Annotated in this window: 12 protein-coding genes; 7 read left to right on the forward strand and 5 right to left on the reverse strand. The window is 39.4% G+C overall.

All coding sequences use genetic code 11. The features are described 5' to 3' along the window. Positions 1-61: 61 nt before the first annotated feature. From D9K81_RS05160 to D9K81_RS05180, 5 genes are all read left to right on the forward strand, one after another. On the forward strand, positions 62-964 hold the full coding sequence (locus tag D9K81_RS05160) for a LysR family transcriptional regulator (protein WP_120374107.1): 903 nt from the start codon (positions 62-64) through the stop codon (positions 962-964). Between the two features lie 235 nt (positions 965-1199). Next, entirely contained in the window at positions 1200-2171 is a 972-nt protein-coding gene (gene puuE, locus D9K81_RS05165) for an allantoinase PuuE (protein ID WP_120374174.1), read from the forward strand. A 133-nt stretch (positions 2172-2304) separates the two neighbouring features. Then, positions 2305-2808 (forward strand): 2-oxo-4-hydroxy-4-carboxy-5-ureidoimidazoline decarboxylase, encoded by a 504-nt coding sequence (uraD, locus tag D9K81_RS05170; protein ID WP_120374108.1) that lies wholly within the window; start codon positions 2305-2307, stop codon positions 2806-2808. Continuing rightward, a complete protein-coding gene (gene uraH, locus D9K81_RS05175) occupies positions 2805-3125 on the forward strand; it encodes a hydroxyisourate hydrolase (protein WP_120374109.1) in 321 nt (106 codons plus the stop codon). The genes uraD and uraH overlap by 4 nt, the downstream gene beginning before the upstream one ends. 47 nt (positions 3126-3172) lie before the next feature. Further along, entirely contained in the window at positions 3173-4534 is a 1362-nt protein-coding gene (locus tag D9K81_RS05180) for a nucleobase:cation symporter-2 family protein (RefSeq protein WP_120374110.1), read from the forward strand. Positions 4535-4743: 209 nt separating this feature from the next. Here D9K81_RS05180 and D9K81_RS05185 read toward each other — a convergent pair whose 3' ends face one another. Both D9K81_RS05185 and alc read right to left on the reverse strand, forming a co-directional pair. After that, positions 4744-5259: an ureidoglycolate lyase gene (locus tag D9K81_RS05185; protein WP_171406879.1), complete on the reverse strand. Its 516-nt coding sequence runs from the start codon at positions 5257-5259 to the stop codon at positions 4744-4746. Positions 5260-5264: 5 nt separating this feature from the next. Then, positions 5265-6272 carry an allantoicase gene (gene alc / locus D9K81_RS05190; protein ID WP_120374111.1) on the reverse strand — a complete coding sequence of 336 codons (1008 nt, stop codon included), beginning with the start codon at positions 6270-6272 and terminating at the stop codon, positions 5265-5267. 204 nt (positions 6273-6476) lie between these two features. Here alc and hpxO point away from each other — a divergent pair, with 204 nt between their 5' ends. Next, a complete protein-coding gene (hpxO, locus tag D9K81_RS05195) occupies positions 6477-7634 on the forward strand; it encodes an FAD-dependent urate hydroxylase HpxO (protein ID WP_120374112.1) in 1158 nt (385 codons plus the stop codon). An 87-nt stretch (positions 7635-7721) separates the two neighbouring features. Here the strand turns inward: hpxO and D9K81_RS05200 are convergent, their stop codons facing one another. The 3 genes from D9K81_RS05200 to D9K81_RS05210 form a co-directional block, all read right to left on the reverse strand. Beyond that, entirely contained in the window at positions 7722-8645 is a 924-nt protein-coding gene (locus D9K81_RS05200) for a LysR family transcriptional regulator (RefSeq protein WP_120374113.1), read from the reverse strand. Between the two features lie 183 nt (positions 8646-8828). After that, positions 8829-9821: an ABC transporter substrate-binding protein gene (locus tag D9K81_RS05205; RefSeq protein ID WP_120374114.1), complete on the reverse strand. Its 993-nt coding sequence runs from the start codon at positions 9819-9821 to the stop codon at positions 8829-8831. 9 nt (positions 9822-9830) lie between these two features. Next, positions 9831-10418 carry an ANTAR domain-containing response regulator gene (locus D9K81_RS05210; RefSeq protein ID WP_120374115.1) on the reverse strand — a complete coding sequence of 196 codons (588 nt, stop codon included), beginning with the start codon at positions 10416-10418 and terminating at the stop codon, positions 9831-9833. Positions 10419-10862: 444 nt separating this feature from the next. Between D9K81_RS05210 and D9K81_RS05215 the strand changes: the two genes are divergently transcribed. Further along, positions 10863-12212: an MFS transporter gene (locus D9K81_RS05215; RefSeq protein WP_120374116.1), complete on the forward strand. Its 1350-nt coding sequence runs from the start codon at positions 10863-10865 to the stop codon at positions 12210-12212. The last annotated feature ends 35 nt before the right edge of the window (positions 12213-12247 follow it).

Genomic DNA, 12247 nt, shown 5'->3' on the forward strand with positions numbered 1-12247 from the left:
GACCTCATAAGCAAATTATGAATAATTGAAAAATAATTATGCATTTTTTGAATAATTTACTATGGATATTAAAAGCCTGAATGTTTTTGTGAATATCGTACAGCTACAAAGTTTTTCTAAAGCTGCCGAAGAATCTTTTGTGAGTCAGCCGACTGTCAGTAAAATGATTGATGCATTAGAAGAAGAAATAGGCGCATCTTTATTCCATAAAGGTCAGGCTGGGCGTAAAAGGGATGTCGCTCTAACCGCAATTGGCGAGCAAATATATAAACACGCGTTGTCTATGCTCGAGCAACACAGACAAATGTATGCCTCTGTTGCGAGTATTCAGCAACTCAAACAAGGTTCATTAAGCATTGGATTACCCCCCATAGGCTCATCAATGTTCAGTCGATTGATTGCCAAATTTCATAAGCTTTATCCCAATATTGAGCTAAGTTTTTTTGAAGTTGGGGCAACGAGTATTGAAACAGCTATTTTGGCCCGAAAAGTAGATGTCGGAATTATTTTAGGCCACCTTAAGCCTGCATTAAGTGGTATTCCAATCGTCGATTCGCCCATGTGCTTGCTGTCACGAAAACAATCTGGTTGGGGTAAGAGAAAAACCGTGTCTTTGATCGAGCTGAAAGAAGAATCTTTTTTACTGTTTAATGACACATTTCGGCTTAATCAGATCATTTTACAAGCTGCTAACGATGTCGGCTTTGAGCCCAAAGTAGTGTGTAAAAGTAGTCAATGGGACTTTATTAGTAAACTTGTGGATTCCAATGTCGGTATTGCTTTATTACCTGAAAAATATTGCGAGCAGCTAAGTGCTGAAAAATTTAACTATAGTATTTTACAAGAGCCACATATTAATTGGACTTTAAGCATGGCGTGGAATAGAACCGTTCCAATGACCCCAGCCGTGCGTGCATGGCTAGAAATTGTAGAAGAAAATTTAGAGCAAATCAGTTTTTTCTAAATGTAAGATACTATTGAATATCTACAAAATATACGCTTTAAATCTTATGCTAATCAATATTTTACACACCTTTATTGATTCTAGTCATTCAAAATTGATGCATTAAAATCAAGCATTTCCAGATTCTTTAAACTTAAAAATGAAAGAATTTAATGCAAAGAGAATTTTCTGGCGCACTAATTGCAAGCATAGTGAATTAATTTTACTGTTTGATATAGATAATTAGGAAATGCCAGTGTCAGCACCTTATTTGCGTGGACAAGCGCTCATTGATGAAATTCAGCAACAACACTATTCCAGAGATTTAATTGGCTATCACGGCAATCCGCCCCATGCCCAATGGCCAAATCAAGCGCGCATTGCTGTACAGTTTGTTTTAAATTATGAAGAAGGTGGTGAAAACCATGTAGAACATGGCGATGCAGGTTCAGAGCAGTTTTTATCTGAGATTGTTGGTGCTGCCAGCTTTCCAGCTAAGCACATGTCGATGGATTCCATGTATGAATATGGCTCGAGAGCTGGTTTTTGGCGTATTCATGAAGAATTTCAGAAGCGTGACTTACCTATGACGATATTTGGCGTAGGCATGGCGCTAGCGCGTAATCCACATATTGTGCAAGCCATTAAAGATGCAGATTATGATGTAGTGTCGCATGGTCAGCGCTGGCTACACTATCAAAACATGCCCATTGAGATTGAGCGTCAACACATGGATCAGGCCATCAGCGTGTTAGAAGCATTATTTGGTAAGACTCCAATTGGTTGGTACACCGGACGTGACAGCCCGAATACTCGTCAACTGCTGGCTGAATTTCCACAAATTCAATATGACTGTGACCACTATGGCGATGACTTACCTTTTTGGAGCAGTTTGACAGACAGTCAAGGAAATCGTCGCGCTCATTTAATTATCCCGTATACATTAGAGTGCAATGATATGAAATTTAGTTCTGCGGGTGGTTTCAACACTGGAGAGCAGTTCTATCAATATCTAAAAGACAGCTTTGATGTTTTATATGCCGAAGGTGAGTTTGCACCTAAAATGATGTCTATTGGTATGCATTGCCGTCTTTTAGGGCGACCAGGTCGGTTTAAGGCACTGCAAAGGTTCTTAGATTATGTGCAATCTCACGAAAAAGTGTGGATTTGTAAGCGTGGTGACATTGCTTCGCACTGGCAAAAAACACATGGTATGAGTGAAGTATAAGTAATTAAAAAATAGGGGCTTAGCTCCTATTTTTTTGATCTTTAAAATTATGGATTTTCGCTTTTAAGTATCTTTGGCATTGATATTGCAAAATAAAATTTGAACAAATATTCAATTTTTAGGCGATTTAACAGTGCATCTTGCTGAATTTAATCAAGCATCTGAAACAGATGCAAAAACTTTTTTAAAGCACTGTGTGCAAATTGAGAGCTGGACTAATCAACTATCAGCTCAGCGACCTTATACATCAATTGAAGAGCTTCTAGGTCTAGCAAAGCAACAGGCAGCCACATGGCAGTGGGCTGAAATTAAAAGTGCTTTGGATAATCATCCACGAATTGGTGAAAAAAAAGCTCAGGCTCATTTAAGCAATCAAGAACAAGATTTTTCTAATCGTGAGCAGGCAAGCATTACCAGTGATGAAGAAACACAGGAAGCGCTTTTGGCTGGAAATATCGCGTATGAACAAAAATATGGCTACATTTTTTTAATTAAAGCTTCAGGCCTGAACAGCCAAGAAGTCCTTCAAGCGCTCCGTTACCGATTAATGAATGATCCAGATACAGAGCAACGCATTGTGCATCAGCAGTTATCAGAAATTGCCTTATTAAGATTAATGCAGGAGCTTAGCGCATGATCAGTTCCCATATTTTAGATACAACTTTGGGCAAACCTGCTTCCAATGTAAAAATTGAACTGTTTAATGACATTGGACATAGTTTAGGTTCTGCCGTCACCAATAGTGATGGACGCGTGATGGACTTTGGTCTGACCGAGTTTAAGGCTGGCGCTTATAGTTTAGAGTTTTCTACAGCCCCTTATTTTAAAGCTTTAGGCATGGACACATTCTTTCCCAAAGCCGTGATTCATTTTTATGTACAAGATACATCACAACATTTCCATATTCCTTTGCTGATTAGCCCGTTTGCGTATTCGACTTACCGCGGTAGTTAAACGCTTAAATTGACAACTAAAAGTTTAAAATATAGGGGAATATAAAAATGACAGAACATGAAAAGAGCATTTCGCCAGAACATGAATATTTAGGTGCAGGTAAAAGCCTTGCATACGGTTTGCAACACGTGTTGACCATGTATGGCGGTATTATTGCACCACCACTGATTATTGGTACAGCGGCTGGTCTAGAAGCAGCACAAATTGGATTATTGATTGCTGCTGCATTGTTTGTGGGCGGTTTAGCGACCATGTTACAAACTATAGGGGTGAAATATATTGGTGCACAATTACCTTTAGTGCAAGGTGTATCCTTTGCAGGCGTAGCCACCATGATTGCGATTGTCACTACGGGCGGTGGATTATCTGCTGTTTATGGTGCGGTTATTGTGGCCTCGTTAATCGGTTTTTTTCTGGCGCCTTATTTTTCAAAAATTATTCGTTTCTTTCCACCTATTGTTACAGGTTGCGTCATTACTGTGATCGGGCTGTCATTGCTTCCCGTTGCTGTACGCTGGATGATGGGCGGCAATAACAAAGCACCAGATTGGGGTAGTGCAGAAAACATTAGCTTGGCGTTTTTAACTTTGGCTATTGTGATTGCACTGAATTTAACCCGCAATGCTACTATTCGTCGTCTGTCTATTTTACTGGCAATTATTTTAGGCACTGTATTGGCTTATGCACTTGGCTTCGGTGACTTCTCTAAAGTCGCAAGTGGCAACTGGATTCAATTCCCAAGTTTCTTTGCTTTTGGCATGCCAACATTTGAACTCAGCGCGATTATTGCCATGCTGATTGTTACTCTTGTAATTATGACTGAAACCACGGCAGACATTATTGCTGTCGGGGAAATTGTAGATACTAAAGTAGATGCAGAACGTATTACCAATGGCTTACGTGCAGATATGCTATCGAGTGCAGTAGCCCCAATTTTTGGATCATTTATGCAAAGCGCATTTGCACAAAATGTGGGATTGGTTGCCATTACTGGAGTAAAAAGCCGTTTTGTGGTGGCTGCAGGCGGTTTAATTTTAGTGGTGCTGGGTATTTTACCTATTATGGGGCGTTTAATTGCGGCTATTCCAGTACCTGTATTGGGTGGCGCAGGCTTGGTGCTATTTGGTACTGTGGCTGCTAGTGGTATTCGTACTTTGGCCAAAATTGACTATAACGAACAAAAGAATTTGATCATTGTTGCGACCGCAATCGCAGCAGGTATGATTCCAATTATTGATCATTCATTCTATGCTAACTTTCCAAAATGGGTACAAACATTATTTCATTCAGGAATTAGTTCTACTTGCGTCATGGCGATCTTACTAAACATTGTGTTTAACCATCTGAGTATCTTTAAACCTAAAAGTGCTGTGAGTGTGTCTAAAACAATGATAAAAACACCGCACTAAACTAATCATTTGCTTTATTAAGAGCGAGCCTACAGCCCACATTTGTGGGCTTTTTTATAAGGTTTAGAATAGTGTGAGCAGTTCGATAGATACATATATAAGCCGTAGATCGACAGACTGATATATTTATAATAAAAAAATAATTAAGATAAAAAACAAGCACTGAAGTGCTTGTTTTAGATAAGAAATAAATTTTAAAGGACTATGTTTTAAGTCTCACAAATCTGAACCGGAACCGTGAACTGAACCACGTCACAATTCGGGCCCGTACCAATACGGTCAATCACTACAAATTGACTTGGGGCTTCAAAAGTCAGAAGTGGATGATGCCATGTACCCGCATGATAATTGACACCTTGCTCGCCATTCGTGATAAACGCACGTAGTTGACTCAGATCTGGTTGGTTTTCGTCTAAAGCAGGGGCTACAACAATTAGAAATGCCTGCCCATGCATGGGAACAAAAGCCTGAGATCCTAAAGGATGGCGCTCTAGCATATTAATTGTGCAGGGCAATGCCGTAGATTTGATATTTCGAAAAATACTCATACCTGTTTGTGCTTGATCTGCTTGGCTCATAGCAATCGCATGATAGCGTTCTGTATGTGCATCATTGATGTGAAAAAACTCTTGCTCAGCACATTGGATCACCTCACCAAAAGTAGCAAAGCTCGTTTTAGCAAGCGGTTCAATATAAATGCTTTGCAAATCAATATTCACGCTCATAGCTATTATCCTGCAATTTTACCCCAAAGGCGTATACGGCTAATTCCACCGTCTGGAATCATGTTTACACGTATATGTGAGATTTTTTCATGTTGGAGTATTTCAGCCACATATTGATGAATATGATCCATTTGCATCTCTTGTGCAGTGAGTAAAAATGGCCAAAATATACTTTGTGGGATGAGCTGCGGATCAGTTGCATCTTCAATATATACCGCTTGTATAGACACCTGCGCAGGATAATTGCCTTTAAAATGTGCTGTATCAATCTCTATTTGTTCAATCTTCCCACTTTGACCTAATGCTAAGATACACCAGTCAAAACCAGGAGCACGGCGACGTTTAGTTTCCCAGCCATCTCCCATATTAATGCCACGACCTGGATTAATTAAATTACGTGGATGCCCAAAATGAGCATCGCTATAGGCAATTACGCGACCACCATTTTCTAAGGCTAACAGATCTAAGGTCTGTTCAGTATTGTGTTGTTGCACTTCAACAGTGCCATATACTTTAAAACGTGCCACTCCACCATCTGGGAAAATATTTAAACGAATATGGCTAAAAAGTTGCTGGGATTTAGCATTAAATATATGGTGCTGGCTTGGGCCTAAAATTGAATTATCTATTAGGCTGACCCATTCAACTTGGCTTAAATCACCATCAGGTGCATAGCATGCTTCAACAGAAGCCGAGGCTGGATAATTACCCGTAAAAAATGTGGTGTCTATATCTACTGCTTGTATACGACCCGCAACCCCTAATTGCACAATAGCCCAATCGTAACCACTCTGACGTTTACGGCGCGTTTCCCACCCATCCATCCATTTCCCATGGTCGTCAAACTTATTTTCTACAAATACTGGTGCTTCAAATTGAAGCATGCGTTTTGCTTCTGCAAAAAAATCATCGGAACATTCCACAATTTTTGCACCAATTCGGTCATCTGCTAAGTTAGTGAGTATTTGTAATTGTGCAGGAATATCAAAAATAGGGGCGAATAAAGTTGCCATTTATAAAATCCATTCAGGTTTGATTGTTGTAAAGATCACACTTGCATCATCTTGATGAATTTTTAACATTCGATAAAAACAAGCCATACATGGTATTAGAAGCACAGCCTATGCCAACTTTTGATTTTTTTAGCCTATTTAAAAAAAATGGCACGCTTTTCGCTTTTCAACCTGTAAATGACGAAATAACGACAGGAGTGACAGATGGAAATTGCAATTATCGGTGCGGGGATGGCAGGTTTAACAACGGGCATTGCACTGAAAAAATTTGGGCATCAGGTCAGTATCTATGAGCAAGCTGAGCAGATCTTACCTATTGGTGCAGCAATTTCCCTGTGGTCAAATGGTGTGAAGTGCTTAAATTACCTTGGCTTAACAGAGCAAGTGGAAAAACTTGGTGGCAAAATGGATTATTTGGCCTATATTGATGGCCTCAGTGGCGACACCATGACGCAGTTCAGTTTGTATCCACTCATTGAGGAAGTTGGCCAGCGCCCATATCCTGTATCGCGTGCTGATTTACAAAACATGCTCATGGATGAATTTGGTCGTGAAGATATTTATTTAGCTAAAAAAATGACCGCATTTACTGAAAAAAATGACAGCGTTCAAATTCAGTTTGCAGATGGTACCGAAAACGCATGTGACTTACTCGTGGGTGCTGATGGAACACATTCCATTACTCGTGCTTATGTATTGGGTGCGCAGGTTGATCGTCGCTATGCGGGTTATGTCAATTGGAATGGCTTGGTCGATATTTCAGAAGAATTTGCAGCTGCAGATCAATGGACAACTTTTGTGGGTGAAGGCAAACGGGTTTCTCTCATGCCTGTTGCACAGAATCGTTTCTACTTCTTCTTTGATGTACCATTGCCAGCAGGTTTAGAAAATGATCGTAGCCAATATAAAGCTTTGTTTAAAGAATATTTTAAAGGCTGGTGTGAACCCGTACAAAAGCTGATTGATGCTGTAGATGTGCAAAAAACCAATCGTGTTGAAATTCATGATATTGAGCCATTTGCAGATTTCTATAAAGGGCGTGTGGTGATTGTGGGTGATGCTGCACACAGTACAACACCGGACATTGGTCAAGGTGGTTGCCAAGCCATGGAAGATGCAATTTACTTAGCACGTGCCTTGCAAATTAATACCTTAGGGCTACAAGATGCCTTAAAACGCTATCAAAATAAACGGAATGAACGCGCCAATGAACTGGTGCTACGGGCACGTAAGCGTTGTGATGTGACTCACATGAAAGACGAAGCCATCACTCGTCAATGGTATGAAGACTTAAAACATGAGCAAGGCGAGCATATTATGAAGGGCATTATCAGTAATATTGTAGGTAATCCTTTAGATTAATTTTGTGACTAAAATGAATCAAAAAAACCAGTACTAGATACTGGTTTTTTGTATTTTTTATTCGCATACCAATGAAATAATTAATTTTTATAAAAACTTAAGGTCATTTTTGATTATTTCAATTTGTTCTATCATTTGATTAATCATAATTTTAGATATTTTAGTGGTCTGACGCTTTGATGCAACGCACAATGCAATAGTTAAGCGATGTATGCCTTTTTCATGAAGCGGTTTAAAGATGAGTTCACCCGTTTTAATCAAAGGAAGCGCATCCATATAAGACATTAAACCAATGCCCAAATTCTGTTTAATAAGAGCACTCATCATACGAATATCATTACATTCAATTTTTTGAATGGGTGTAAATTTATGATGTTTATATAAAGTGTGAACATATTCACTGATCACTAAAGGATCACTTGGCATAATATGCCGTTCACTGAGCGTATCTGATAAATAGATTTTTTCTGCTGCCGCTAAAGGGTGCGAAGGCGAAAGGGTATAGCCCAGCGGGATCTCGATAAAAGATAGAGTTTCTAATTGATGGTGACTTTGTGGATTTAAAATAATGCCAAAATCCAGTTCTGCATCAATAATTTTTTTTGAAATAACCTCGCTGTTGTGAACACAAATGTTCATGTTAATCCACGGGTACAATTGTGTTAAATGTTGAATACTGTCTAAGACAAAACTGTCGTTGAGCGCAGAAATGAATCCAATATGAATATTACCCCGATTTAAACCCTGAATTTCATCAAATCGTACCCGTGTTAATTGAAATTCCTTTTGCCATTTGAGTAAGTCTGCATACAGCAGTTCACCTGCAAGCGTAAGTTTTAAACCTTGAGGTAATCGTTCGAATAGTGCGACACCCAATTCTTCTTCGGCCAGTACAATTTGTCGATGTACCGCAGACACTGAGATAAAAAGTTGTTCTGCGGCTTTGCGTAAGCTTCCTGACTTCGCAACCGCTATAAAATATTCAGAAAATCGTGAAAAAGTAATCGACATAAAAACCAGTCTCAAAATTCATGCACTTGGCATATCGCTTAGGATCATCTATACGCTATGTACAGGGCTAATGATGCATAAGCGATTTTTATGCCATGTTGAGTTTTTTGAATGATTTACTCAAATTTTATTCTAAAAATTAGAAAGCGATTGAGAAGGGCTTCGGCATTGTCTATGAAGTTGTTATTCAATTGCTATCCCCATGCACTGCTGGGCAATTTGCTCTACTTCTGCCGTACTTAATTCTAAGTTTTCCCATTTACTCATTTGTTGCACAATCCATTTGAAATGATCAACTTGAGGTGCTTTTTGCACACCAAAACTACGAATAATATTTTGAATTTTATAAAAGCTTTCAACATGCAAATGATCAGAACAATTAAAACGAATAATTTCACTGGCTTCTAACATTCTCCATACCTCGTCTAGCCGATCTAAATGGGTTAAATCGTGCTGTGCTTGCTGTATCGCTTTTTTCACAGCGCTGAGTGTATTGGGATGTTGCACAGCCCACTCTTGGGTGGTCGCCAGTACCTTATCAGCAACTTCTGGAATAATCTGTCGGCTTTCCGCAATAATTTGGCTATAACCCTGAATTTGTGCCTGAATATTCCAGGGTTCACCTACACAAAAACCATCAATTAACCTTGCCGCAATGGCTTCGACCATATACGGAGGTGGTAGGGTTGATAAGCGATAGTTTTGGGCCAATTCAGTATTACCCAAGGCGAGCCATTCACGTAGGCAATAATGATGAATGGACTGTTTAAATACATGAGCCAGTTGAATTTTTTTACCCTGTTGCATAGCTTGAGTAATTTTTCTCGCAGAATCAGTAGGCGTATCTGTGGGGCTAATATTTAATTCATAACATAATTGCTGACTTAAACTAATAAAGGCACGTGTTGTACTTAGCACCTGTGAGGTTTGTAGCGGAATACCTAAATGATCATCTCCTGTGGCTGCTGCTGGGAGCATGGCCGATAGACAATGCGTGACATCCAATAATCCAAAAGCCATACGATCACGTAGACTCGCCCACGAAGCTTCTTTGACTAAAGTCACATTCAGTCCTTGTTGGTCAAAATATCCCTGATGCTGTGCCCAAAGTATGGCCGTGCAATCAAGCAGAGGAATATAGCCAAGCTGAAGATCTTTTTTTTCTAATTGATTCATAGTGAATGTTTAGTCCTTAAATTGAGTTTGAAGCAAGGCCTGCGCATCGATTAAGCGACGCGCCATTTCACCCATCGTCATACGCTGGCTCATGGCATTTTTCCTAAGTAAAGCAAACGCTTTATCTTCTTCAATATGATGAATTTGCATGAGCATGACTTTGGCTTTTTCAATGTCTTTGCGGTCGGCCAGTTTGCATTTAGTTTCATTTAAGTCTTTGAGCAGTTTCTTATGTTTTTTAAACTGTTCAATCGAAATTTCTAAAATACTGTCTAATTTTTCAGGATCAATTCCATCAACAATATAGGCGGTTACACCAGCTTCAATGGCATTTTTAATGGTGTCTTTATGCGAATTTTTGGTAAAAAGAACAGTAGGTAAATCAAACTGACTGACGCAGCTTTCTATAATGTCACGCTGTGGATGATCCATATCTAAAAGAATGACATCTGCCTGTAATGTCTGTAGATCTGTACTGTTTAGATGATCAATCATCAGACAGGCCACAACTTCGAAACCATGTTCGATGAGTGAGGACTTAATAAAAGATGCACGTTCTACATCATCATCGATGAGTGCTATTTTTAATTTTGGCATGTAAATGCTCAGGGTCGAGCTGAAATGAAATTTAGCAAGCTAAGCAATTTAGATGCCAATTAAAAATAAAAGACAAGCCATACAAAGCGCGATAGATGTTAAAAAACTTAAGCCATGTAAATATTTATATGCACTTTTATGATGCAATTATGCATCAAGATTAAGCGCTTTTATTCATGATTAGATTTTGTAAAAAATACGAAAGCAGTGGGAATAGATGGAATTTAATTTCTGCACACAGTCTAATAATTTTTATTTACATATTTAACAATGACTTAATATATTTTAATTTAAGATTGGCACGATGAATGCTTGAAGTATAAATGAGTCAAAGACGACTTTAAAAAATAATTTGTAAGACGGCCAACGATGTCCGTTCTGATCGTTTCTGTTATGTCACACATAACAGCAACTTGTATACGTTCAGTTCAGGAGTTGGAAGCTATGTCTTCAAATTTAAATGCTAAAAAAGCAACAAAAATAAGTCTTTTTAATTTTTCGTCAGCAGCAATGCGGGCCTTCCACATGAGTTGGCTCGCATTCTTTGTTTGCTTTTTTGCTTGGTTTGCCTGTGCACCTTTAATGCCAGTCATTGCAGGCGAATTTCACCTTACCAAAGATCAAATCGCCAATATTAATATTGCCGCTGTTGCAATCACTATTTTAGTTCGACTGATCGTTGGGCCATTGTGTGATAAATACGGCCCACGGAAAACTTACACAGCATTACTCATCATCGGAAGTATTCCAGTCTTTGGTGTGGCATCGGCTAACAGTTATGAATCATTCTTGTTCTTTCGTTTGCTGATTGGGGCAATCGGGGCAAGTTTCGTGATCACCCAATATCACACCAGTATTATGTTTGCGCCAAATGTGGTGGGGACAGCCAATGCTGCAACTGCGGGTTGGGGAAATGCAGGTGGTGGTGCAACACAAGCGCTTATGCCTTTAATGCTCGGTGCACTGGTTATGTTTGGTGTCGAACAAACCATGGGCTGGCGTATCGCGTTAATTGTACCGGGTGTGATGATGCTGATTGTGGGTGCAATGTATTGGAAATTTACCCAAGACTGCCCACAAGGGAACTTTAAAGAATTACGTCAACAAGGCATTGCAGTCGGTTCAGATAAAAAAGGCGGTGTGGCCATTTTAATGCATGCAGCACGTAACTATCGCGTATGGATTTTATTTGGCGCGTATGCTGCTTGCTTTGGTATAGAAATTTTTATTCACAACATTATTGCGCTGTATTACGTCGACAACTTCCAATTTGGATTAAAAGAAGCCGGCATGGCTGCAGGTATATTTGGTTTATTAGCGCTATTTGCCCGTGCGTTAGGTGGGATCATTTCAGACAAAGTGGCGACTAAAAAAGGCTTAGATGGCCGTACCAAAGTGTTATTTACCATGATTCTGCTCGAAGGCTTGTTTTTAATTCTCTTCTCGCAAATGAGTACGCCAGTATTCGCGATTCTTGCTATGACTGTATTTGCACTATTTACCCACATGGCTTGTGGTGCAACTTATGCCTTGGTGCCATTTATTGACCGTGATGCCTTAGGTGGCGTGGCAGGTATTATTGGCGCAGGTGGTAACGTCGGTGCTGTAGCAGCAGGGTTTTTACTCAAAGGTATGTTAGACATTCAAACCACGCTGATGATGCTCGGTGGCTTGGTGGTGATTGCTGCTAGTTGTGTACTGATGATTCGCTTCTCTGTAGAGCATAAAGAAAAAGAACAGCGTTTATTTGAACAAGCTGTGAATGAACGAAATTTAGCTGAAGCTCAAAACTAATATAAAAAATTTGGCTTTAAACAAGAGGCTTAAGC

The organism is Acinetobacter chengduensis (assembly GCF_003664645.1).
Classification (GTDB): domain Bacteria; phylum Pseudomonadota; class Gammaproteobacteria; order Pseudomonadales; family Moraxellaceae; genus Acinetobacter; species Acinetobacter chengduensis.

Bases quoted from the DNA above. Each gene is read 5' to 3' on its own strand.
- D9K81_RS05180 (WP_120374110.1), top strand. From the start codon at position 3,173: ATGACAGAACATGAAAAGAGCATTTCGCCAGAACATGAATATTTAGGT.
- D9K81_RS05205 (WP_120374114.1), bottom strand. From the start codon at position 9,821: ATGAATCAATTAGAAAAAAAAGATCTTCAGCTTGGCTATATTCCTCTG.
- alc (WP_120374111.1), bottom strand. From the start codon at position 6,272: ATGGCAACTTTATTCGCCCCTATTTTTGATATTCCTGCACAATTACAA.
- D9K81_RS05215 (WP_120374116.1), top strand. From the start codon at position 10,863: ATGTCTTCAAATTTAAATGCTAAAAAAGCAACAAAAATAAGTCTTTTT.
- D9K81_RS05185 (WP_171406879.1), bottom strand. From the start codon at position 5,259: ATGAGCGTGAATATTGATTTGCAAAGCATTTATATTGAACCGCTTGCT.
- hpxO (WP_120374112.1), top strand. From the start codon at position 6,477: ATGGAAATTGCAATTATCGGTGCGGGGATGGCAGGTTTAACAACGGGC.
- uraH (WP_120374109.1), top strand. From the start codon at position 2,805: ATGATCAGTTCCCATATTTTAGATACAACTTTGGGCAAACCTGCTTCC.
- D9K81_RS05160 (WP_120374107.1), top strand. From the start codon at position 62: ATGGATATTAAAAGCCTGAATGTTTTTGTGAATATCGTACAGCTACAA.
- D9K81_RS05200 (WP_120374113.1), bottom strand. From the start codon at position 8,645: ATGTCGATTACTTTTTCACGATTTTCTGAATATTTTATAGCGGTTGCG.
- D9K81_RS05210 (WP_120374115.1), bottom strand. From the start codon at position 10,418: ATGCCAAAATTAAAAATAGCACTCATCGATGATGATGTAGAACGTGCA.